The 21,108-nt window shown below is 59.2% G+C and carries 23 protein-coding genes; 15 read left to right on the top strand and 8 right to left on the bottom strand.

Annotated elements, in window-relative coordinates; genetic code table 11:
* Positions 1-69 precede the first annotated feature (69 nt).
* The gene (locus AB6V08_RS13285; protein WP_368543290.1) at positions 70-2,034 is read left to right on the top strand and encodes a U32 family peptidase; all 1,965 of its coding nucleotides are present in this window, start codon (positions 70-72) and stop codon (positions 2,032-2,034) included.
* Here the strand turns inward: AB6V08_RS13285 and AB6V08_RS13280 are convergent, their stop codons facing one another.
* Positions 2,035-2,265 (bottom strand): DUF2554 family protein, encoded by a 231-nt coding sequence (locus tag AB6V08_RS13280; RefSeq protein WP_368543288.1) that lies wholly within the window; start codon positions 2,263-2,265, stop codon positions 2,035-2,037.
* 337 nt (positions 2,266-2,602) lie between these two features.
* On the opposite strand from AB6V08_RS13280, the gene AB6V08_RS13275 reads away from it, so the two are divergent.
* A complete protein-coding gene (locus AB6V08_RS13275) occupies positions 2,603-2,977 on the top strand; it encodes a hypothetical protein (RefSeq protein WP_368543286.1) in 375 nt (124 codons plus the stop codon).
* Between the two features lie 139 nt (positions 2,978-3,116).
* Here AB6V08_RS13275 and ftrA read toward each other — a convergent pair whose 3' ends face one another.
* Positions 3,117-4,133: a transcriptional regulator FtrA gene (ftrA, locus tag AB6V08_RS13270; protein ID WP_368543284.1), complete on the bottom strand. Its 1,017-nt coding sequence runs from the start codon at positions 4,131-4,133 to the stop codon at positions 3,117-3,119.
* Between the two features lie 73 nt (positions 4,134-4,206).
* On the opposite strand from ftrA, the gene AB6V08_RS13265 reads away from it, so the two are divergent.
* The 8 genes from AB6V08_RS13265 (at position 4,207) to zinT (ending at position 12,222) form a co-directional block, all read left to right on the top strand.
* Positions 4,207-4,620 (top strand): rhodanese-like domain-containing protein, encoded by a 414-nt coding sequence (locus AB6V08_RS13265; RefSeq protein WP_368543282.1) that lies wholly within the window; start codon positions 4,207-4,209, stop codon positions 4,618-4,620.
* 156 nt (positions 4,621-4,776) lie between these two features.
* The gene (locus AB6V08_RS13260) at positions 4,777-5,880 is read left to right on the top strand and encodes a cobalamin-independent methionine synthase II family protein (RefSeq protein WP_368543280.1); all 1,104 of its coding nucleotides are present in this window, start codon (positions 4,777-4,779) and stop codon (positions 5,878-5,880) included.
* A 199-nt stretch (positions 5,881-6,079) separates the two neighbouring features.
* Complete coding sequence (gene urtA, locus AB6V08_RS13255) at positions 6,080-7,351, top strand: urea ABC transporter substrate-binding protein (protein WP_368543278.1); 1,272 nt, start codon at positions 6,080-6,082, stop codon at positions 7,349-7,351.
* Between the two features lie 24 nt (positions 7,352-7,375).
* Entirely contained in the window at positions 7,376-8,950 is a 1,575-nt protein-coding gene (urtB, locus tag AB6V08_RS13250) for an urea ABC transporter permease subunit UrtB (RefSeq protein WP_368543276.1), read from the top strand.
* On the top strand, positions 8,950-10,023 hold the full coding sequence (urtC, locus tag AB6V08_RS13245) for an urea ABC transporter permease subunit UrtC (RefSeq protein ID WP_368543274.1): 1,074 nt from the start codon (positions 8,950-8,952) through the stop codon (positions 10,021-10,023). Before urtB ends, urtC begins: the two co-directional genes overlap by 1 nt.
* Complete coding sequence (urtD, locus tag AB6V08_RS13240) at positions 10,023-10,820, top strand: urea ABC transporter ATP-binding protein UrtD (protein WP_368543272.1); 798 nt, start codon at positions 10,023-10,025, stop codon at positions 10,818-10,820. Before urtC ends, urtD begins: the two co-directional genes overlap by 1 nt.
* Positions 10,821-10,829: 9 nt before the next feature.
* Positions 10,830-11,528, top strand: a complete 699-nt coding sequence (gene urtE, locus AB6V08_RS13235) for an urea ABC transporter ATP-binding subunit UrtE (protein WP_368543270.1) — start codon at positions 10,830-10,832, stop codon at positions 11,526-11,528.
* Between the two features lie 52 nt (positions 11,529-11,580).
* The gene (gene zinT / locus AB6V08_RS13230) at positions 11,581-12,222 is read left to right on the top strand and encodes a metal-binding protein ZinT (RefSeq protein WP_368543268.1); all 642 of its coding nucleotides are present in this window, start codon (positions 11,581-11,583) and stop codon (positions 12,220-12,222) included.
* A gap of 44 nt (positions 12,223-12,266) precedes the next feature.
* Here the strand turns inward: zinT and ydeE are convergent, their stop codons facing one another.
* A complete protein-coding gene (gene ydeE, locus AB6V08_RS13225) occupies positions 12,267-13,460 on the bottom strand; it encodes an efflux MFS transporter YdeE (protein ID WP_368543266.1) in 1,194 nt (397 codons plus the stop codon).
* Between the two features lie 192 nt (positions 13,461-13,652).
* On the opposite strand from ydeE, the gene eamA reads away from it, so the two are divergent.
* On the top strand, positions 13,653-14,552 hold the full coding sequence (gene eamA, locus AB6V08_RS13220) for an O-acetylserine/cysteine exporter (RefSeq protein WP_368543264.1): 900 nt from the start codon (positions 13,653-13,655) through the stop codon (positions 14,550-14,552).
* A gap of 38 nt (positions 14,553-14,590) precedes the next feature.
* Here eamA and marB read toward each other — a convergent pair whose 3' ends face one another.
* The 3 genes from marB to marR are packed head-to-tail and all read right to left on the bottom strand — an operon-like array spanning position 14,591 to position 15,672.
* The gene (gene marB / locus AB6V08_RS13215; protein WP_368543262.1) at positions 14,591-14,806 is read right to left on the bottom strand and encodes a multiple antibiotic resistance protein MarB; all 216 of its coding nucleotides are present in this window, start codon (positions 14,804-14,806) and stop codon (positions 14,591-14,593) included.
* A gap of 32 nt (positions 14,807-14,838) precedes the next feature.
* Positions 14,839-15,219, bottom strand: coding sequence for an MDR efflux pump AcrAB transcriptional activator MarA (gene marA, locus AB6V08_RS13210; RefSeq protein WP_001303241.1), 381 nt, complete (start codon positions 15,217-15,219; stop codon positions 14,839-14,841).
* 18 nt (positions 15,220-15,237) lie between these two features.
* The gene (marR, locus tag AB6V08_RS13205; protein WP_368543260.1) at positions 15,238-15,672 is read right to left on the bottom strand and encodes a multiple antibiotic resistance transcriptional regulator MarR; all 435 of its coding nucleotides are present in this window, start codon (positions 15,670-15,672) and stop codon (positions 15,238-15,240) included.
* A gap of 256 nt (positions 15,673-15,928) precedes the next feature.
* Here marR and AB6V08_RS13200 point away from each other — a divergent pair, with 256 nt between their 5' ends.
* Positions 15,929-16,594: a MarC family NAAT transporter gene (locus AB6V08_RS13200; protein WP_368543258.1), complete on the top strand. Its 666-nt coding sequence runs from the start codon at positions 15,929-15,931 to the stop codon at positions 16,592-16,594.
* 91 nt (positions 16,595-16,685) lie between these two features.
* On the opposite strand, the gene AB6V08_RS13195 is transcribed toward AB6V08_RS13200, so the two are convergent.
* A complete protein-coding gene (locus AB6V08_RS13195; protein ID WP_368543256.1) occupies positions 16,686-17,882 on the bottom strand; it encodes a sugar transporter in 1,197 nt (398 codons plus the stop codon).
* 176 nt (positions 17,883-18,058) lie between these two features.
* Here AB6V08_RS13195 and AB6V08_RS13190 point away from each other — a divergent pair, with 176 nt between their 5' ends.
* The 3 genes from AB6V08_RS13190 (at position 18,059) to AB6V08_RS13180 (ending at position 20,258) form a co-directional block, all read left to right on the top strand.
* Positions 18,059-18,847, top strand: a complete 789-nt coding sequence (locus tag AB6V08_RS13190) for a PhzF family phenazine biosynthesis protein (RefSeq protein ID WP_368543254.1) — start codon at positions 18,059-18,061, stop codon at positions 18,845-18,847.
* Between the two features lie 27 nt (positions 18,848-18,874).
* Positions 18,875-19,669: a PhzF family phenazine biosynthesis protein gene (locus AB6V08_RS13185; protein WP_368543252.1), complete on the top strand. Its 795-nt coding sequence runs from the start codon at positions 18,875-18,877 to the stop codon at positions 19,667-19,669.
* A 106-nt stretch (positions 19,670-19,775) separates the two neighbouring features.
* Positions 19,776-20,258, top strand: coding sequence for a GNAT family N-acetyltransferase (locus tag AB6V08_RS13180; protein ID WP_368543250.1), 483 nt, complete (start codon positions 19,776-19,778; stop codon positions 20,256-20,258).
* Here the strand turns inward: AB6V08_RS13180 and ptrR are convergent.
* Entirely contained in the window at positions 20,212-21,090 is an 879-nt protein-coding gene (ptrR, locus tag AB6V08_RS13175) for a putrescine utilization regulator PtrR (protein WP_368543248.1), read from the bottom strand. The genes AB6V08_RS13180 and ptrR overlap by 47 nt on opposite strands.
* Between the last annotated feature and the right edge of the window lie 18 nt (positions 21,091-21,108).

The raw sequence follows: 21,108 nt of genomic DNA, 5'->3' as shown, positions 1-21,108 counted from the left end.
ACTGTTTCGCTGGCGCATACTTCTGACTACAATAGCCGCCATTTTGACCATAACGGATAACGACGAAGTATGCGCCTGCAATCCCATCATCTTGAACTTTTAAGCCCGGCCCGCGACGCCGCCATTGCCCGTGAAGCGATCCTTCACGGTGCCGATGCCGTCTACATCGGCGGCCCTGGCTTCGGTGCCCGCCATAACGCCAGCAACAGCCTGAGCGACATTGCCGAGCTGGTGCCGTTCGCCCACCGCTACGGGGCGAAAGTGTTCGTGACCCTGAACACCATTCTTCATGATGATGAGCTGGAGCCTGCGCAGCGTCTGATTACCGATCTCTACCAGACCGGCGTCGATGCCCTGATCGTTCAAGACATGGGCGTGCTGGAGCTGGATATTCCACCTATCGAGCTGCACGCCAGTACCCAGTGCGATATCCGCACCGTGGAAAAAGCGAAGTTCCTCTCGGACGTGGGCTTCTCCCAGATCGTGCTGGCGCGCGAGCTGAACCTGAACCAGATCCGCGACATCCACCAGGCTACCGACGCCACCATCGAATTCTTTATCCACGGGGCGCTATGCGTGGCCTATTCCGGCCAGTGCAACATCTCCCACGCCCAGACCGGGCGCAGCGCCAACCGCGGCGACTGCTCGCAGGCGTGCCGTCTGCCGTACACCCTGAAAGACGATCAGGGCCGCGTGGTGGCCTTCGAAAAACACCTGCTGTCCATGAAGGACAACGATCAGACCGCCAACCTGGGCGCGCTGATCGACGCGGGCGTGCGTTCCTTCAAGATTGAAGGGCGCTACAAAGACATGAGCTACGTGAAGAACATCACCGCGCACTACCGCCAGATGCTGGACGCCATCATTGAAGATCGCGGCGACCTGGCGCGCGCCTCCGCCGGGCGCACCGAGCACTTCTTTATTCCGTCGACCGACAAAACCTTCCATCGCGGCAGCACCGACTATTTCGTGAACGCGCGTAAGGGCGATATCGGGGCCTTTGACTCCCCGAAATTTATCGGCCTTCCTGTGGGAGAAGTGCTGAAAGTGGCGAAAGATCACCTCGACGTGGAAGCGACCGAGCCGCTGGCGAACGGTGATGGTCTGAACGTGATGATCAAGCGTGAAGTGGTCGGCTTCCGCGCCAACACCGTGGAGAAAACCGGAGAAAATCGCTATCGCGTCTGGCCTAACGAAATGCCGGCCGATCTCTACAAAGCGCGTCCTAACGCGCCGCTGAACCGCAACCTCGACCACAACTGGCAGCAGGCGCTGCTGAAAACCTCAAGCGAGCGCCGCATCGCGGTGGACATTGAGCTGGGCGGTTGGGAAGAGCAGCTGATCCTGACCATGACCAGCGAAGACGGCACCAGCGTAACGCATACCCTGGACGGTCTGTTTGAAGTGGCGAACAACGCTGAAAAAGCGCTCAACAGCCTGAAGGACGGCGTGGCGAAGCTTGGGCAGACTATCTATTACGCGCGCAGCGTTGAGGTGAATCTGCCCGACGCGCTGTTTGTGCCGAACAGCCTGCTGAACCAGTTCCGTCGCGAAACCGCCGAAATGCTGGACGCAGCCCGCCTGGCGAACTATCCGCGCGGTAGCCGCAAAGCGGTAGCCGTCCCTGCGCCGGTCTATCCGGATACGCATCTGTCGTTCCTGGCGAACGTCTACAACCACAAGGCGCGAGCGTTTTATCATCGCTATGGCGTGCAGCTGATTGATGCCGCTTATGAAGCGCACGAAGAGAAGGGCGATGTGCCGGTGATGATCACCAAACACTGCCTGCGCTTTGCGTTCAACCTCTGTCCCAAGCAGGCGAAGGGCAGCATCAAGAGCTGGAAGGCCACGCCGATGCAGCTGGTGAACGGTGACGAGGTGCTGACCCTGAAATTCGACTGCCGTCCGTGCGAAATGCACGTTATCGGCAAGATGAAGAACCACATCTTCAAAATGCCGCAGCCGGGCAGCGTGGTGGCATCGGTCAGCCCTGAAGATCTGATGAAAACCCTGCCAAAACGCAAAGGCAGCTAATTAGCGAAAGTGGGTCTCCGGTTTGCGCGACTTCTGCCATGCGTGGTGCTCGCGCAAACCTTCCGCCGCCTCCTCGGCAATCGTTCGTAATTCGTCGCTGTCCGCCTCGTGCCGAAGCTGATGGTCGACGCTCTTCACCCATAAATATTCATGCCCTTTATGTCCTGCCATGAGCTGACCCGAGAACAGCGCGCAGGTCAGTAAAATGATGGATAACCCTTTTTTAACCATTGTGTCACCACTGAATAATATTCACGGCAATAATGGCGATAATTTCTTTTGGTTATTATTCAAGAATTCAAATTCTGGAAAAGGAATTGTCAATCTCTGTGGGGCGGTGTGTCAGAACATAATCCGCGTCGCAACTGGGATTAATCTGAAATTATCATCAGCCCTTTCCGGGAATAGACGCCGCCGCGAGCGCCGGCTCTGGCGTAGGGCAGCCCAGCTGCGGCCCCGCAGGTCAAGTCTATATTTCCACCTAAAAATAGTAAGCAAAGATAAATATGATTCCAAGATTATTCTTATATAATGAGAACTTTCTGGCTAAGGACTGAAATTACTCAAAATGAAAAAAAAGATATCTGTAACTGTTGCAGTAATAGCTCTGGCGGTAACCGCGTGCGTCAACTATGCCTACAACGACAAGCCTGAGTTTATGGAGTCTGCAGAGTCGCGTGTGGGATCGTACCTGACGAGCGATTACGGAAAAGTCGCCTGCACCAGTACCAAAATTAACGAACAACGCTGGGAGCTGGACTGTCTGAATCAAAAACGCGGCAAGAGTTTCCAGTACGCCGTATATCCGGCTGAGCAAGCCCCTTACGACGTGTCGCGCTCTTTCTATCTGGAAGCGATTAACGACGACGCGAAGCAGAGCGCCGATCAGGGATTAATGCGTTATCTGCAAATTAATACCCAGGCCGCCGCCACGCAATCCTGATAATAAGCGTGGTTTATAGAATTGTTTACCCTTCGTTAAGTTTACGAATGGTAGGGTGGTATCAGTCCACATCCTGTCACGGACTGACGGGAACGTAGATACCAAAATACAAATCTATCCATGCAAGCATTTACCGCCATTATATGGCGGTTTTTTTTGCCTTAAATTCGGCAAACTGCCTGCGGTACTGCGCCGGAGAGAGGGAATAGTGCAGGCGGAAATGGTGGCGCAGCGTGGCGGACTGGCTAAACCCGGTCTGCTCCGCAATGCTGTCGATGCTGAGGCGGCTGTTTTCCAGATAATCCTTCGCCCGCAGCAGCCGTTCATTGAGCAGCCAGCGCGCAGGCGTGGTGCCGGTCGCATCCTGAAAGCGGCGCAGAAAGGTGCGCTCGCTCATGCCCACGCGGCGGGCGAGCGTTTCAACGCTGTGGGGCTGCGCCAGGTTCTGATGCAGAAAATCGAACAGCTGCCCCATGCGCTGGCTTTCCCGAAGCTGGGCCACCGGGCGGCTCAACTGCTGGGTTTGCGAACCATCCCGGTGCGGAGGAATGACCAGACGCCGCGCAACCTGGTTCGCCGCCTCCGTGCCGTAGTCCCGGCGAATCACGTGCAGGCATAAATCTATCCCCGCCGCGCTGCCCGCAGAGGTCAGCACGTCCCCCTCATCCTGATACAGCACATCTTCCACCACCTCGACCGCAGCAAAGCGCTGCTTCAGGGCGTCGATATAGCGCCAGTGCGTGGTCGCCCGCCGTCCGTCGAGCAGGCCGGCAGCCGCCAGCACGAACACGCCGGAACAGATAGAGAGCACCCGGCAGCCCCGGGCGTTGGCCTGACGCAGCGCCTCGCAGAGCGCGTCGGGAACCGGGGCGTCCAGGCCTCGCCAGCCGGGAACGACGATCAGGTCGGCCCGTTCGAGCAGGCTCAGATCGCCGTCGGTCAGGATGCGGATCCCGCCCGTGGCGCGCAGTTCGCCCTCATCAACCGACGCGACCGCGAACCGATACCAGTTTTCGCCCATTTCCGGGCGCGGAAGGCCGAAGATCTCAACCGCGACGCCAAACTCGAAGGTGCATAAACCGTCATACGCCAGCACCACCACCTGCGGGCGGGAACCCTGTCTTAAGTTTGTCATCATTTTGCGGTTTTCTGGCATGAGTCGATGCATTCAGTGGATGAATTTGTGAATAGAGTAGTGTTAACACAAACGCCAAACTGGAGAAAGAGTCATGAGCTATGTTACTGAATTTCCTGCCGCTGAGCCGCAGGAGGCCGTTGCCCATTTTCTACGCCGCCTGAGCGTGGAGACCGACTGCGCCGACGTCCACCACGCGCTGGTGAATCAGCAGCAGGACTTCGTGCTGCTGCACGTTGTCGGTAAAGCCGAGCAGTTTGCCCGCCGCCACGTGCCGGGGGCGATACACCTGCCGTGGAGCCAGATGAGCGCCGAGAGAATGGCGCAGTGGCCAGCCGATACGCTGTTCGTGGTTTACTGCGCCGGGCCGCACTGTAACGGTGCCGACCGCGCCGCGCTGAAGCTGGCCCGCCTAGGGCGCCCGGTGAAAATTATGCTCGGCGGCATTACCGGCTGGGAAGATGAAAACTTTGCCTTTGCCGGGGAGTGGGCCGCCGTCGCAGGCTGAACATGAATTTTTTTCAACACCCATGAAAATTTCTCGTTTGTCGCGACGCGGCGGGTATGACATCTTTTTTGGACATTTAGACATCCAGAAGTCTAAAGATTCAAATAATGAATTATCACTGCCGGCAATTATCGCCAGCAGATACAGGAGATTTTCATGCAACGACAACACGCCCCGTACCGCGCCGACGTAGTAGGCAGTTTTTTACGCCCGGATGCCATTAAGCAGGCTCGCCAGAAATTTGCCAGCGGCGAGATTGACGCCGGGCAGCTTCGCGCCGTCGAGGACGAGGCGATTCGCCATGTTGTCGAACAGCAGTGCGCCTGCGGCCTGCACGTCGTGACCGACGGCGAATTCCGCCGCGCCTGGTGGCACTTCGATTTCTTCGACGGTTTGCAGGGCGTGGAGCGCTACGACGCCAGCCAGGGCATTCAGTTCAACGGCGTGCAGACCAAAGCCCACGGCGTGCGCGTGACCGGCAAGCTTGGCTTTGGCGATCACCCGATGCTGGAAGATTTCCGCTATCTGAAAAGCATCAGCGGCAGCGCCCAGCCTAAAATGACCATTCCAAGCCCGAGCGTGCTGCATTTCCGCGGCGGGCGTAAGGACATCGACGCCACCGTCTACCCGGATCTGGATGCCTACTTCGACGATCTGGCCACCACCTGGCGCGACGCCATTCAGGCGTTTTACGCGGCCGGCTGCCGCTATCTGCAGCTGGATGACACCGTCTGGGCGTACCTCTGCTCCGACGACCAGCGCCGTCAGATCCGCGAGCGCGGCGATGACGCCGACGACCTGGCGCGCACCTATGCCCGCGTGCTGAACAAAGCGCTGGAAGGCAAGCCGGACGATCTCACCGTGGGGCTGCACGTTTGTCGCGGCAACTTCCGCTCCACCTGGATCTCGGAAGGCGGCTACGAGCCGGTCGCGGAAGTGCTGTTCGGCACGGTGAACGTCGACGCCTTCTTCCTGGAGTATGACAACGACCGCAGCGGTGATTTTGCGCCCCTGCGCTTCGTGCGCCCGGGCAAGCAGCAGGTGGTGCTTGGCCTTATCACCACCAAAAACGGTGAGCTGGAAAACCCGGAAGGCGTGAAGGCGCGTCTGGAAGAGGCGGCGAAGTACGTGGCGAAAGAGCAGATCTGCCTCAGCCCGCAGTGCGGCTTTGCCTCTACCGAAGAGGGCAACACCCTGAGCGAAAGCCAGCAGTGGGACAAAGTGCGTCTGGTCACGCAGATCGCCAGCGAAGTCTGGTAACCCCTCATGCACGGCGCTGCATTATTACGGTGCAGCGCTGTGCCATTCTGAGTCGTTTTCTCCCCGCACCGTTTTCTCCTCCCCGAAAACCCGCCGTTCTCATCCTGGCATCCTTTTTGCTCTGCTAAAGCTGACACCTTTTTCTGCGTCCCCGCCGTACCGGACGTTTTCGCACAGCTTTCTTTTCAGGAGTGAAAATATGCACCGTCGTACCTTGTTAAAAGCTTTTGCACTGTCGGCCTCCGCGATCGCCATGGGAGTGAGTTTCAGCGTACAGGCTGCCGATACCATCAAAGTGGGGATCATGCACTCTCTGTCCGGCACGATGGCGATTTCCGAAACGCCGCTGAAAGACGTCGCGCTGATGACCATCGACGAGATCAACGCTAAGGGCGGGGTGCTGGGGAAAAAGCTGGAGCCGGTCGTCGTTGACCCGGCCTCCAACTGGCCGCTGTTTGCCGAAAAGGCCCGCCAGCTGCTGAGCCAGGATAAGGCCGCCGTGGTGTTTGGCTGCTGGACGTCGGTGTCGCGTAAATCGGTGCTGCCGGTGTTCGAAGAGCTGAACGGGCTGCTGTTCTACCCGGTGCAGTACGAGGGCGAAGAGATGTCGCCGAACGTTTTCTACACCGGGGCCGCGCCTAACCAGCAGGCGATCCCGGCGGTGGAGTATCTGATGAGCGAAGACGGCGGCGGCGCCAAACGCTTCTTCCTGCTCGGCACCGACTACGTCTATCCGCGCACCACCAACAAGATCCTGCGCGCCTTCCTGCACTCTAAAGGCGTGGAGGATAAAGATATCGAAGAGGTCTACACGCCGTTCGGCCACAGCGATTACCAGACCATCGTCGCCAATATCAAGAAATTCTCCGCGGGCGGTAAAACGGCGGTGGTCTCCACCATCAACGGCGATTCCAACGTTCCGTTCTATAAAGAGCTGGCCAACCAGGGGCTGAAGGCGACCGACGTGCCGGTGGTGGCGTTCTCGGTGGGCGAAGAGGAGCTGCGCGGGATCGACACCAAACCGCTGGTGGGTAACCTGGCGGCGTGGAACTATTTTGAATCCGTGGATAACCCAACCAACAAGGCCTTTGTGGCGGATTACCGCGCCTATGCCAAAGCGCACAAGCTGCCGAACGCCGACACCGTGGTGACCAACGATCCGATGGAAGCCACCTACGTGGGCATTCATATGTGGGCGCAGGCGGTTGAAAAAGCGGGTACCACCGACGTGGACAAAGTGCGCGCGGCGATGGCGGGGCAATCCTTTAAGGCGCCGTCGGGCTTTACGCTGACCATGGACGCCACCAACCACCATCTGCACAAGCCGGTGATGATTGGCGAAATCGAAGGCAACGGCCAGTTCAACGTAGTGTGGCAGACCGAGGAGCCGGTTCGCGCCCAGCCGTGGAGTCCGTACATTGCCGGGAATGACAAAAAGCCGGATCAGCCGATGAAAACCGCCAGCAACTAAGCCACAGCCCTCAGGAGTAAAGCCATGAACGCCATGCGCATTTTCATCGCTATCATGTGGCTTGCCGGACTGCTGCCAGGGATGGCGCAGGCATCGGATGCCGATAACTTTGTCACCGCCAGCCGCAGCCAGCAGGCAACGATGCTGGCGCAGTGGGCCGCCTCGCCGGATCCGGCCCGGCTGCCGCTGCTGCGGGCCCTGCAAAAGGAGAGCCTGTTTGTTGACGGGCAAAAGCACGCCTTTATGCGCTCCGGCGATTCTCTGACCGCGCTGGGCGACGCCAGCGCCGCATCGGGGCAACCCAAAGCCGTTCGTCTGACCAACCGTCTGCGCGTTCTCGCGGCAACGGCGCTGGCGACGCACCAGCTTGTGAGTGACAGTGTCACGGAAAGGCGCGCCGCCGCCAGACAGCTTCAGCGTGACGTGCAGCCCGACATGGGCGATTTTCTGCAAAAGCGCCTGAACGGCGAAACGGACGACGTGGTGCGCCAGTCGCTGACGCTGGCGCTGGCGAACCTCCAGCTTGCCAGCCCGCAGGCGGACGTGCGCCGCAGCGCGGTGGAACGGCTGGGCCAGTCGGACGATCCCGACGTGCAGGCCAGGCTGACCCCCTTCACCCAGGCGCAAACCGAGCCGGATGCCGGCGTGCGCGCCGCCGCGCAGCAGAGCCTGGAAAGCATCCAGCACCGCCTGATGTGGGGGGATTTGCTCGGGCAGGCGTTTATGGGGCTGTCGCTCGGCTCCGTGCTGCTGCTGGCGGCGCTGGGGCTGGCGATCACCTACGGTCTGCTGGGCGTAATCAATATGGCCCACGGCGAAATGCTGATGCTGGGGGCCTATGCCACCTGGATGGTGCAGCAGGCGATGGCGCAGCTTGCCCCGCAGTGGCTGGCGCTCTATCCGGTGGTGGCGCTTCCGGTGGCTTTTGTGCTGACCGCGTCGGTCGGGATGCTGCTTGAGCGCACGGTGATCCGCCATCTGTACGGCCGACCGCTGGAAACCCTGCTCGCGACCTGGGGTATCAGCCTGATGATAATTCAGCTGGTGCGTATGACCTTCGGGGCGCAGAACCTCGAAGTGGCAAACCCGGCCTGGCTCTCCGGCGGGGTGCAGGTTTTCGCCAACCTGACGCTGCCGTGGAACCGCATCGTGGTGCTGGGCTTTGTCCTGCTGGTGCTGTTCTTCACCTGGCTCATCCTCAATAAAACCCGCCTGGGGCTGAACGTGCGCGCGGTGACGCAAAACCGCAGCATGGCGGCCTGCTGCGGCGTGCCCACCGGGCGCGTGGATATGCTGGCCTTCGGCCTGGGCTCGGGCATTGCCGGGCTGGGCGGCGTGGCGCTCTCGCAGCTGGGGAACGTTGGGCCGGAGCTGGGCCAGGGCTATATCATCGACTCGTTCCTCGTGGTGGTGCTCGGCGGCGTCGGGCAGCTGGCGGGCAGCGTGGCGGCGGCGTTTGGGCTGGGCATTTTCAACAAGATCCTGGAGCCGCAGATGGGCGCGGTGCTGGGCAAAATCCTGATTCTGGTGGCGATCATTCTGTTTATTCAGAAGCGTCCTCAGGGGCTGTTCGCACTCAAAGGGAGGGTTATTGACTGATGAGCCAGCCGCTTACCTTAACGCTGGCGCGTAAAGCGCCGCGAACCACGCAAATTATCGGAAGCCTGGTGATCGCCATCCTGCTGGTGCTGCCGTTTCTGGCCCTGTTGCCCGCCACGCATCCGCTGGCGCTGTCGACGTGGATGCTGACCCTGATCGGCAAAATCCTCTGCTACGCCATCGTCGCCGTGGCGCTCGATCTGGTCTGGGGCTACGCCGGGATGCTGTCGCTGGGCCACGGCATCTTTTTCGCCCTCGGCGGCTACGCGATGGGAATGTACCTGATGCGTCAGGCGGCGGGCGACGGTCTGCCCGCGTTTATGTCGTTCTTATCCTGGAGCGAGCTGCCCTGGTTTTGGTGGGGCACCCAGCACTTCGCCTGGGCGCTGGTGCTGATTGTGGCGATCCCCGGTCTGCTGGCGCTGGTGTTCGGCTGGTTTGCGTTTCGCTCGAAAATTAAGGGGGTCTATTTCTCGATCATGACCCAGGCGCTGACCTACGCGGGGATGCTGCTGTTCTTTCGCAATGAAACCGGCTTTGGCGGCAACAACGGCTTTACCGGCTTCACCACGCTGCTCGGCTTTTCCGTTACGGCGACGTCCACGCGCATCGCGCTGTTTTTAGCCACCGTGGCGCTGCTGCTTCTGGCGCTGGGGGCGGGCTTTGCGCTGGCAAAAAGCAAGTTTGGCCGCATTCTGACGGCGGTGCGCGACGCGGAAAACCGACTGACGTTTTGCGGCTACGATCCGCGCGGCTTCAAGCTGCTGGTGTGGACGCTCTCCGCGGTGCTGTGCGGGCTGGCGGGGGCGCTGTATGTCCCGCAGGTCGGCATTATCAACCCCGGCGAAATGTCGCCGACCAACTCCATTGAAGCCGCTATCTGGGTCGCGCTCGGCGGGCGCGGCACGCTGGTCGGCCCGGTGATTGGCGCGGCGCTGGTGAACGGCGCGAAAAGCGTCTTCACGGTGGCGATGCCGGAGTACTGGCAGCTGTTTCTGGGGCTGATTTTTATCGCCGTGACGCTGTTCTTACCGCGCGGCGTCTACGGTCTGTTTCGTAAGGGAGAGAAATAATGCAGCCAGCCGAAGGATTATTTACCCGCCAGCTTCCCGGCGATCGCTACCGGGATCAAACCGACCCGGTATTGCAGCTCGAGGCCATCAACGTCAATTTCGACGGCTTTCAGGCGCTGACCGATCTCTCGCTGAACATCGGCGTCGGGGAGCTGCGCTGCGTGATTGGGCCGAACGGCGCGGGGAAAACCACGCTGATGGACGTGATCACCGGCAAAACGCGGCCCCAGAGCGGGCGGGCGATTTACGATCAGACCGTCGATCTCACCGGCCTGGATCCTGCCGCCATCGCCCGCCAGGGGATCGGGCGTAAGTTTCAGAAGCCGACGGTGTTTGAAGCGCTCACGGTGTGGGAGAACCTCGAGCTGGCGATGAAGTGCGACAAGTCCGTGTGGGCGAGCCTGCGGGCCAAACTTACCGGCGAGCAGGCCGACCGCATCGATGACATGCTGGTGCTGTTACGCCTGAGCGCCGAGCGCGACCGCCGCGCCGGGCTGCTGTCCCACGGGCAGAAGCAGTTTCTGGAGATCGGCATGCTGCTGGTGCAGGATCCGCATCTGCTGCTGCTCGACGAGCCCGCCGCAGGCATGACCGATGCCGAAACCGAGTACACCGCCGAGCTGTTTCGCACCCTGGCGGGCAAGCACTCCCTGATGGTGGTGGAGCACGACATGGGCTTTGTCGAAACCATTGCCGACCACGTGACCGTGCTGCATCAGGGGCGCGTGCTGGCGGAAGGTTCGCTGCGCGAGGTGCAGGCGAACGAGCAGGTGATTGAAGTCTATCTGGGACGCTAAGGAGCCTTGATGCTACAGGTTAACGAACTGAATCAGTATTACGGCGGCAGCCATATTCTGCGCGGCGTGAGCTTTGAGGCGCAGACCGGAGAGGTCACCTGCCTTCTGGGGCGCAACGGCGTGGGCAAAACCACGCTGCTGAAATGCCTGATGGGGCTGATCCCGGTGAAAACAGGGGACGTCACCTGGCAGGGGAAAAAGATCACCCACAGTAAGCCGCACCAGCGGGTGCAGTCCGGCGTGGCCTACGTGCCGCAGGGGCGCGAAATTTTTCCGCGCTTAACGGTGGAAGAGAACCTGCTGCTGGGGCTGTCGCGCTTTTCCGCCCGCGAGTCGAAAAGCGTTCCCGACGATATCTGGCAGCTTTTCCCGGTGCTAAAAGAGATGAAGCACCGGCGCGGCGGGGATCTCTCCGGCGGACAGCAGCAGCAGCTGGCGATTGGCCGCGCGCTGGCGAGCCGCCCGCAGCTGCTGATCCTCGATGAGCCCACCGAAGGTATTCAGCCGTCGGTGATCAAAGAGATTGGCCTGGTGATACGCCAGCTTGCCAACCGGGGCGACATGGCGATTCTGCTGGTGGAGCAGTTTTACGATTTCGCCGCAGAGCTTGCCGACAGCTATCTGCTGATGTCGCGCGGCACCATCATTCAGCGCGGGCGCGGAGAAAACATGGAGCAGGAGGGCGTTCGCGGATTGGTTGCGATCTAAAATGTTATAATATAACATCCTCATTCTCATAAAACGGAGTGAGGGTTTTGTTTTGGCTACACATATTGGGAAATTTGCAATGACTCTGGGGGCGCTGCTGGTCAGCGGCCAGCTGTTCGCCCATTCACACGGCCACCAGATGACGGAAGCCGAACAGAAAGCGGCAAACGGCGTGTTCGAGGATAAAGACGTGAATGACCGCAGCCTGTCCGACTGGGACGGGGTCTGGCAGTCGGTGTATCCGTTCCTGCTGGACGGTTCGCTCGATCCGGTATTCAAACAGAAAGCGGAGAAGGACAAGAAGAAGTCCTTCGACGAGATCAAAGCCTATTACCGCAAAGGGTACGCCACCGACGTGGACACCATCGGCATTGAAAACAACGTGATGGAATTCCACAAGGGCAAGGCGGTGAGCAGCTGCCGCTATGACTACAGCGGCTACAAGATCCTGACCTACGCATCGGGCAAGAAGGGCGTGCGCTACCTGTTCGAATGTAAGGACGCGACGAGCGCGGCGCCGAAGTTTGTGCAGTTCAGCGACCATACCATCGGGCCGAAGGCGTCGTCACATTTCCACATCTTTATGGGCAACACCTCCCACGAGGCGCTGCTGAAAGAGATGGATAACTGGCCGACCTATTATCCAAACGAGATGTATAAAAAGCAGGTGGTGGAGGAGATGCTGCACCACTGAGCGGCCTGAGGAGCCGGGGGCGCTGCGCCGCCCGGCTCCTGGCGTCACGCCGTTTTGACCGATTCGCTCCACGCCGTTACGCTCATGCCGCGCAAAATCATCAGCCAGGCTGCCAGTATCGCCGCCATCATAATCACAAACAGCGACCAGTGCGGAAGATGGGTCAGAATGATCCCGGTGATCATCGGGTTCGCGGCGGCGCCGAGCCACCCCAGCGCCTGGGCGGAGAAATAGCTGGCCTTCATTCCCGGCGGGGCAATGTTGTCGATCAGCATGTATTCGCCCGGTGCATAAATAATCTCACCAATGGTAAAGATCGCGGCGGCCAGGCCCCAGTAGATCAGGTTCTCGCCGGAGAACATAAAGCCGCCGAGTCCCAGAATGAAGAACAGCGTGGCCACCGTCATTAACGGGCGAATGTTGCTGGCGGAGATCTTGCGCCCGAGGGCGTATTGCAGCGTCACCACCACCGCGGCGTTCACCGGTAGCACCACGGCGACCACCCTCTGGGCAAAATCGCTGTCGGCGTGGGCGGCCAGCACGTACTGGGAAATACAGCTGGCAAACGAGCCGCCGACGTAGGAGGCGAGCAGGCCGGAAAGGGTGAACCAGAACAGCGCCCGGTCTTTAAGCAGTATCGACGGTTGCCAGGGCGCCGTTTCCTGCGCGGTGTCCGAGGCGATGCTTTTCTGCACGTAGAACTGAATAAACACCAGCGGCAGCGCGGCGCAGAAGGCCGCCAGCCAGAACGGAAGCTGCAGGCTGTACATCACAAGCCAGGTGCCGATCGGCGGGCCCACCGTCCAGCCGATGTTGAGGAAGCTGTAGTTCAGGGAGAACACGCGCGCCTTTTCGCTGGAGGTCAGCACGTCCGAGAACCAGGCCTTCAGCACGGTCGAAAACACCGAATAGGCGCAGTTGATCAGCGAGAAGAACAGCACCACCAGCGTGACGCTGTCCACCAGCGGGATGGCGATAAAGCCGAGAATAAAGGCCGAAATGGAGAGAAGCATATAGCGCTTCTTATCAAACTTGTCGGCCAGAATGCCAAACCCCAGGCTGAACACCACGCCAATCGTCAGCGCGATGGTCAGCGCATAGCCGATATTTTCCACGCTCATGGAATATTCACGCGTCAAATAAATGGTCATAAACGGCAAGGTCGCCCCGCGACCAATTGTTAATAACAATGACGATGCCAGCAGCGCTGCGGTAGAGCGCCTGAGAGTTGGTTTCATTTTCCTGCCCGACAGTTGCTTATGATTTTTTGTAATGTCTTATCAGGATTATCACGCCATAAGGGGGCTTGTATAGCACCTAATTTATCCATCAGTGCTTCCATTGACTGCCAGAATTAATGATCTTTTCCTCAGTGCTTTTTTTCGTTACCTTGAATCTGTTTACAAAAATTTAATAATTGGGGATGGCGTATGACGCGGAAAGACGGGCTGCTGGCGCTGCTGGTGGTCGTAGTGTGGGGACTTAATTTTGTGGTGATCAAAGTCGGCTTGCACAGCATGCCGCCGCTGATGCTGGCGGGGCTGCGCTTTATGCTGGTGGCGTTCCCGGCGCTGTTTTTCGTTGCCCGTCCCAAAATCCCGTTTCGCCTGCTGCTGGGCTACGGCCTGACCATCAGCTTCGGTCAGTTCGCCTTCCTGTTCTGCGCAATCAAATTCGGTATGCCCGCCGGGCTGGCCTCGCTGGTGCTGCAGGCGCAGGCCTTCTTCACCATCATCCTCGGGGCGTTTGTCTTTGGCGAGCGTTTGCAGGGCAAACAGCTGGCGGGCATTACGCTGGCGGTCTTTGGCGTGTTGGTACTGGTGGAAGCGAGCCTCAACGGGCAGCACGTGGCGCTGCTGGGCTTTATGCTGACGCTGGCGGCGGGGCTGAGCTGGGCCTGCGGCAACATCTTCAACAAGCTGATTATGCAGCACGAGGCGCGACCGGCGGTGATGTCGCTGGTGGTCTGGAGCGCGCTGATCCCGATCGTACCCTTTATGGTGGCGTCCTTTATCTTCGACGGCCCGGCGCTGATGTTCGAGAGCCTGGTGAATATCGATCTGACGACCATTCTGTCGCTGGTCTATCTGGCGTTTGTCGCCACCATTATCGGCTACGGCATCTGGGGTTCGCTGCTCGGGCGCTACGAAACCTGGCGCGTGGCGCCGCTGTCGCTGCTGGTGCCGGTGGTGGGCATTGCCAGCGCGGCGCTGCTGCTCGGTGAAAAGCTCAGTTCGCTACAGCTGCTGGGGGCGGTGCTGATCATGGCCGGGCTGTACATCAACGTGTTTGGGTTACGCTTTCGCCGGACGGCGCAGGTGAGAAATTAAGGCATAAAAAAGCCCCGCATCCGCGGGGCAAAAACGAATCAGAGGTCGTGGTTGTAGTACGGCACGCCTAATTCGTCGGATTTGTCGCTACCAGCACCCATATGGTTAAAGTCGAACGGTGACTGGTTATTGGCAGACGGCAGCATCATCGTGTCGCGATTATTTTGCTGCGCTGCAACAGGGGTTTGCTCCGCAAATGTCTGGCCGGAGACCAGCACCAGTAAGGTGAGGGCGGCGGAGGCGGTAAATTTCATGATTTCCTCGGTTACGTCTATACAGGCGATGATTAACTACAGTGTTTTAGCGGATAAAGGTATCGGGATTCTCCCGGCATACTGGTAATTCGATACTTATGAGGCGGCACGTCGAAGTAGTTCTTAAACGTACGCGTTAAGGTCTGCTGTGATTCAAACCCGTATCGTTCCGCCAGATAAAGGATCGGTTCATTGCTTTCTTTGAGCTTCTGGGCAATTTCCGTCAGCTTGCGGCTGCGAATGTATTGTCCTAATGAATGACCGGTCTCTTTTTTAAACATCCGTTGCAGGTGCCATTTTGAGTAACCTGAACGCTCTGACACCTTTTCAAGGGAGAGCGGCGATTCCAGGTTATCTTCGATCCAGTCCAAAATGCTATGAATGGTGATAGCGTCAGTATTGCGTCTGGACATCGTCATACCTCTTTCTGTTTACGGCAGTATTTTCTTAAGCAAGTGCTCAAGCGTTGCCACTTCATCTGCCGTTAAGTTTTTTGTTAGTTCCTGGTGCAGTGTTTGTCCTACTAATTGATGACATTGCTCACACATCGCTGCGCCGTCGCTGGTGAGCTTCACCAGTACGCCGCGTTTGTCATTCGGGTTAGGGCTTCGTTCTATCCATCCTTTGCAGACGAGCCGATCCAGCATGCGAGTCAGGGCGCCGAGATCGACAGAAAGGACCTTTTTCAGCTCAACGGGCGTGATACACACTTCGCAGCGAATGGAACACAGCACTTTGAACTGTGTTGCGGTGATATCAAGCGGTGACAGGTACTCGTTGAGCAGACGGTCTTTTTTCTGATTAACCATGTGGATAAGACGACCCAGTGGGATTATGTCGTTAAAGAGATCACTGGTGCTTTTCACAATGGTTGCCCTGGCAAGTAGTTTAGTCACGGCAGATATTATTGCTCAGGCAAGTATAAGTCAACTGAATGGATCAGCCGATGCCACGAATTGCTAAAACGTTTCATGAACTTTTTTTAGTTGCTTTCAAATCAAAAACATAACTAACCGTTATCGTTCCCAGGTGAAAATAATGGTTACGTTGTGGCAATGGCTGAAACGCCGCGTTTCCCCCTATAATTGCGAGGATGAATATGGATAAGGACGACGACGCACTATGTTGGATTTGATTAAAGCAATAGGTCTCGGGCTGGTGGTGCTGCTGCCCCTGGCTAACCCGTTAACCACGGTTGCGCTGTTTTTAGGGCTGGCAGGGAACATGAACAGCAAAGAGCGCAATCAGCAGTCGATGATGGCCTCGGTGTACGTTTTCGCCATCATGATGGTGGCCTATTACGCCGGACAGCTGGTGATGAACACCTTCGGGATTTCTATTCCGGGCCTGCGTATTGCGGGCGGGCTGATTGTCGCGTTTATCGGCTTCCGGATGCTGTTCCCGGCGCAGAAGGCGCATGAATCGCCGGAAGCCAAAAGCAAATCCGAAGAACTGGAGACCGAACCTTCCGCCAATATCGCCTTTGTGCCGTTAGCCATGCCAAGCACGGCGGGGCCGGGGACGATCGCGATGATCATCAGCTCCGCCTCTACGGTGCGCGACGGCTCCACCTTCCCGGACTGGGTCGTGACGGTCGCGCCGCCGATCATCTTTGCCCTGATCGGCATTATCGTCTGGGGTTCGCTGCGCAGCTCCGGGGCGATTATGCGCTGGGTGGGCAAGGGCGGGATTGAGGCGATCTCCCGCCTGATGGGCTTCCTGCTGGTCTGTATGGGCGTGCAGTTTATTATTAACGGCGTGCTGGAAATTATTAAGACCTACCATTAAAACTGCGCCCGGCGGCGCTACGCTTGCACGGGCCTACGGGTTTTGTAGGCCGGGTAAGCGCAGCGCCACCCGGCACAATCCCGCAAAATGGTCACCCGTGCTGGCCCTGTTCCTCCATCGCTACCGGCCATTTGCGGAAAATCAGCACCGACCAGATAAACGCCGCCAGCGCCGGGATCGCACCGATGTAGCCAATCGATGCCATCGAGAAGTGGAGGCTGATCTGATTCCCTAACAGCGCACCCGCGCCGATGCCGATATTGAAAATCCCCGAGAAAAGCGCCATTGCCACGTCGGTCGCGTCCGGCGCGAGCGCCAGCACTTTCACCTGCATTCCCAGACCGATAATCATGATCGCCACGCCCCAGAAGAGGCTCAGCGTCGCCAGAGACATTTCGCTCTGCGCGGCGGGCATCAGCAGCACCAGACACGCCACCAGCAGGCCAATCGCGGTGCTCACCAGCAGCGAGGCGTGCTGGTTGCCAAGCTTGCCGAACAGCACGCTGCCGATAATCCCCGCGCCGCCCAGCACCAGCAGCAGAAGGGTGGCGAAGTTGGCGCTAAAGCCCGCGACCGTCTGCACGAACGGCTCAATATAGCTGTACGCCGTGTAGTGCGCGGTCACCACCACCACGGTGAGCAGATAGATGCTCATCAGCGCAGGGCGGCGGAACAGCAGCGGCAGGCTTTTCAGCGAGCCGGAGTGTTCGCTCGGAAGCGTCGGCAGCAGCTTCACCAGACACACCAGAGTAATGAGCGCGCCTGCGCCGATGGCGAAGAAGGTGGTACGCCAGCCAAAGTACTGGCCGACCACGCGGCCAATCGGCAGGCCGAGTACCATCGCCAGCGCCGTGCCGGTGGCGATCAGGCTCAGCGCCTGGGCGCGCTTGCCCGCCGGGGCAAGGCGGATCGCCAGCGAAGCGGTTATTGACCAGAACACCGCGTGGGCAAAGGCGATACCGATTCGGCTGATCACAAGCACCGTGAAGTTCCAGGCCATAAACGACAGCACGTGGCTGGCGATGAACAGCGCGAACAGCCCAATCAGCAGCTTGCGCCGCTCCATCTGGCTGGTCAGCAGCATAAACGGCAGCGACATCAGACCCACCACCCAGGCGTAGATGGTCAGCATGATCCCCACCTGCGCGGTTTCCATGTGGAAACTGTCGGCAATGTCAGACAACAGCCCAACGGGAACAAATTCAGTGGTATTAAAAATAAACGCGGCAATGGCCAGCGTGACCACTCGTAGCCACGCGACCTTGCGGGAAACTGTGTTTGTTGTCATAGGGATGTCTGGGATTCGTTGCTTGAAAGATGAGAAGAGGATCTTAAAGCGTTAAACGGCTAAAACTCAATCATTATGTGACGCAGATCTCAATATTTACCTTATGGCGGCGGTAGCGGCGCGCGCTGTTTTCCGTGAATATAAAGCACAACACAATAAAAACAGGCGGTAAGACAATGCAGGAGATTGATTTTTATCTGGTTGATGCGTTCAGCGAAACCTCGTTTGGCGGTAACCCGGCGGCGATATGCCCACTGAAGGCCTGGCTGCCGGACGAGACTCTGCTCAGGATGGCGCAGCAGCACAACCAGTCGGAAACCGCGTTTTTTGTCTGCCACAAGGGCGGCATCGAGCTGCGCTGGTTTACCACGCTGACGGAGGTCAATCTCTGCGGCCACGCCACGCTTGCCGCCGCCTGGGTGCTGTTCAACGAGCTGGACTACCCGGACTCGCGCATTCATTTTGACACCGCCTCCGGCAGATTAACCGTCAGCCGCGAGGGGGAGTGGATGACCCTCGACTTCCCGGCCTGTCCGACCGAGCCGCAGACGCCGCCAAAGGCATTGCTTTCTGCGCTGGGGATCGACCAGTATGTTGAGGCCCGCAAAGGGCGCGCCTGGGTCGTGGTGCTGGAAAACCGGCAGCAGGTCGAGGCGGTGACGCCGGATATTTCGGCGATGACCCCCGGCGAGCACAAGGTGGCCATCACCGCGCCAGGCGGCGACGGCTACGATTTTGTCAGCCGCTTCTTCTCGCCGGGCGTCGCGGTCTGGGAGGATCCGGTGACCGGATCGTCGCACACCATGCTGATCCCGTACTGGAGCGAAAAGCTGGGAAAAACCACCATGTTTGCCCGCCAGGTATCGGCCCGGGGCGGCGACGTGCGCTGTGAACTGAACGGTAATCGCGTGCTGATGAGCGGCAAGGCGTCGCTCTATCTCAAGGGCACCGTATTTTTGCGCTAAAGACGTATAACAACAGGGGAAAAGACAATGCAGGAAATTGATTTTTATCTGGTCGATGCGTTCAGCGACAAGACCTTTGGCGGCAACGCGGCGGCGGTATGCCCGCTGGAAGAGTGGCTGCCGGACGACATCTTGCTCAAAATGGCGCATCAGCACAACCAGTCCGAAACCGCGTTTTTCGTGCGAACCGATGCGGGCTTTGAGCTGCGCTGGTTCACCACGCTGCACGAAATCAACCTTTGCGGCCACGCCACGCTCGCGGCAGCGCATATCATTTTTGAATATCTTGACTATCCGCACACGGAAATCACCTTCTCGACGCGCTTCGTCGGCGATCTGACCGTCAAACGCAGCGGCGACTGGCTGACCCTGAACTTCCCGGCGTGGCAAACCGAGGCGGTGGAGAACCCGCCCGCGCTGCTGCTGAGCAGTCTGGGCCTTCGCGAGGCGAAAGAGGTTCGCGTCGGGCGCGATTATATGGTGGTGCTGGACAATCAGCAGCAGGTGGAAGCCATCGCCCCGAACATCGCGGCAATGATCCCGCTTGGAAAAATGGTCTGCGTGACGGCGCCGGGAGAGGAGTATGACTTCGTCAGCCGCTTCTTCTGCCCGGGCGAGGGCGTGCCGGAAGACCCGGTCACCGGGTCTACCCACAGCATGCTGATTCCGTACTGGAGCGACAGGCTCGGCAAAACGCAGCTGAACGCCCGTCAGGTGTCCTACCGGGGCGGCGATCTGCGCTGCGAATACCTCGGCGACCGGGTACTGATTGGCGGTAAGGCGACGCTGTACATGAAAGGCAAAATCTACCTGCGCGGGTAGGTTGTCGGGTGGCGGAGCGGCTCCGCCACCTCTCCATAAGTTAATACTATGAAATTCCCCGAAATGGCTGCGCTATGTTGAAGAAAAACAAGACAAGGAGCCTGCCATGTATTCCATTTCCTCTGAATCTGCACGTCACCCGGACATCCTGAAGCTGATTGCGGCGCTCGACCGCTATCAGAGCGAGCTTTACCCTGCGGAAAGCAACCATCTGCTCGATTTAAGCGAGCTGCCGCAAGAAACCCTGATCCTGATGATTATCCGCGACCCGCAGCTCACCGCCGTCGGCTGTGGCGCTGTGGTGCTGAACGGCGACGGCACGGGGGAAATGAAGCGGGTCTATATCGACCCGACCCACCGCGGGCAGCATCTGGGCGAGAAGCTGCTCGCGGCGCTGGAGGACGAGGCACTGAGCCGCCACTGTCATACCCTGCGCCTGGAAACGGGCATTAAGCAACACGCCGCCGTGCGTCTGTACGAGCGCTGCGGGTACGAGCTGCGTCCGGCGTTTGCCCCGTACAGCGAGGATCCGCTAAGCCTGTTTATGGAGAAGGCGCTGGTTGAGGACGTCCGTTTAGCAGCGCTATAAAGGCTTCGAGCTGGCGGGTCATCGCGCCGCGCCGCCACACCAGCCAGGTGGTGAGCCAGCGCCAGTTTTCCGCCAGCGGCCAGGCCTCAACCTGATGATGCCCCGGCATACTCTCCAGCATCGAGCGGGGCATCAGGGCAATCCCCGCGCCGGCAATCACGCAGGCGAGCATACCGTGATACGACTCCATCTCATGAATACGCCCCGGCGTGGCGCGGTCCGCGTGGAACCAGCTTTCCAGATGCCGACGGTACGAACAGTTGGCGCGAAAGGCGTACACGTCGCTGCCGCTCACGTCCGCGGCGCGGGTCACCGCCGCGTGTCCGGCGGCGGTAACCAGCATCATCTCTTCCCGGTAGACCGGCATCCCGTCCAGCTCCGGGTGCGACAGCGGCCCGTCAACGAAGGCGGCGCTGAGCGTGCCCTCCAGCACGCCATCGATCATCGTCCCGGACGGCCCGGTGGAGAGGGCAAACTGGATGCGCGGATAGCGCTGGTTAAACTGCGCCAGGCTTTCCGGAATGCGTACCGCCGCGGTGCTTTCCAGCGCCCCCAGCGCAAACAGCCCCTGCGGTTCATCGCCCGCCACCACCATCCGCGCCTCGTCAACCAGCGCCAGGATCTGCCTGCTGTAGCGCAAAAAGTTATGCCCGGCGGGCGAAAGCCGCAGGCGCTGGTTCTCGCGGATAAACAGCTCAACGCCGAGATCCGCCTCAAGCTGGCGAATGCGGGTGGTGAGGTTCGACGGCACGCGGTGCACCTTCTGCGCCGCCTGGGTAATGCTGCCGGTCTGGGCGACCGCGTTAAACATCTCAAGCTGAGTTAAGTCCATGCCATTCTCGATTCGTGA

This window comes from Enterobacter soli (assembly GCF_964208575.1).
GTDB lineage: Bacteria > Pseudomonadota > Gammaproteobacteria > Enterobacterales > Enterobacteriaceae > Enterobacter > Enterobacter soli_A.
The sequence above is the reverse complement of the archived record's forward strand: the minus strand, read 5'-3'. Positions and strand labels throughout refer to the sequence as shown.

Excerpts from the sequence above, each read along its gene's own strand:
- AB6V08_RS13285 (WP_368543290.1), top strand. The coding sequence starts at position 70 with ATGCGCCTGCAATCCCATCATCTTGAACTTTTAAGCCCGGCCCGCGAC.
- AB6V08_RS13280 (WP_368543288.1), bottom strand. The coding sequence starts at position 2,265 with ATGGTTAAAAAAGGGTTATCCATCATTTTACTGACCTGCGCGCTGTTC.
- AB6V08_RS13275 (WP_368543286.1), top strand. The coding sequence starts at position 2,603 with ATGAAAAAAAAGATATCTGTAACTGTTGCAGTAATAGCTCTGGCGGTA.
- ftrA (WP_368543284.1), bottom strand. The coding sequence starts at position 4,133 with ATGCCAGAAAACCGCAAAATGATGACAAACTTAAGACAGGGTTCCCGC.
- AB6V08_RS13265 (WP_368543282.1), top strand. The coding sequence starts at position 4,207 with ATGAGCTATGTTACTGAATTTCCTGCCGCTGAGCCGCAGGAGGCCGTT.
- AB6V08_RS13260 (WP_368543280.1), top strand. The coding sequence starts at position 4,777 with ATGCAACGACAACACGCCCCGTACCGCGCCGACGTAGTAGGCAGTTTT.
- urtA (WP_368543278.1), top strand. The coding sequence starts at position 6,080 with ATGCACCGTCGTACCTTGTTAAAAGCTTTTGCACTGTCGGCCTCCGCG.
- urtB (WP_368543276.1), top strand. The coding sequence starts at position 7,376 with ATGAACGCCATGCGCATTTTCATCGCTATCATGTGGCTTGCCGGACTG.
- urtC (WP_368543274.1), top strand. The coding sequence starts at position 8,950 with ATGAGCCAGCCGCTTACCTTAACGCTGGCGCGTAAAGCGCCGCGAACC.
- urtD (WP_368543272.1), top strand. The coding sequence starts at position 10,023 with ATGCAGCCAGCCGAAGGATTATTTACCCGCCAGCTTCCCGGCGATCGC.
- urtE (WP_368543270.1), top strand. The coding sequence starts at position 10,830 with ATGCTACAGGTTAACGAACTGAATCAGTATTACGGCGGCAGCCATATT.
- ydeE (WP_368543266.1), bottom strand. The coding sequence starts at position 13,460 with ATGAAACCAACTCTCAGGCGCTCTACCGCAGCGCTGCTGGCATCGTCA.
- eamA (WP_368543264.1), top strand. The coding sequence starts at position 13,653 with ATGACGCGGAAAGACGGGCTGCTGGCGCTGCTGGTGGTCGTAGTGTGG.
- marB (WP_368543262.1), bottom strand. The coding sequence starts at position 14,806 with ATGAAATTTACCGCCTCCGCCGCCCTCACCTTACTGGTGCTGGTCTCC.
- marA (WP_001303241.1), bottom strand. The coding sequence starts at position 15,219 with ATGTCCAGACGCAATACTGACGCTATCACCATTCATAGCATTTTGGAC.
- AB6V08_RS13200 (WP_368543258.1), top strand. The coding sequence starts at position 15,929 with ATGTTGGATTTGATTAAAGCAATAGGTCTCGGGCTGGTGGTGCTGCTG.
- AB6V08_RS13195 (WP_368543256.1), bottom strand. The coding sequence starts at position 17,882 with ATGACAACAAACACAGTTTCCCGCAAGGTCGCGTGGCTACGAGTGGTC.
- AB6V08_RS13190 (WP_368543254.1), top strand. The coding sequence starts at position 18,059 with ATGCAGGAGATTGATTTTTATCTGGTTGATGCGTTCAGCGAAACCTCG.
- AB6V08_RS13185 (WP_368543252.1), top strand. The coding sequence starts at position 18,875 with ATGCAGGAAATTGATTTTTATCTGGTCGATGCGTTCAGCGACAAGACC.
- AB6V08_RS13180 (WP_368543250.1), top strand. The coding sequence starts at position 19,776 with ATGTATTCCATTTCCTCTGAATCTGCACGTCACCCGGACATCCTGAAG.
- ptrR (WP_368543248.1), bottom strand. The coding sequence starts at position 21,090 with ATGGACTTAACTCAGCTTGAGATGTTTAACGCGGTCGCCCAGACCGGC.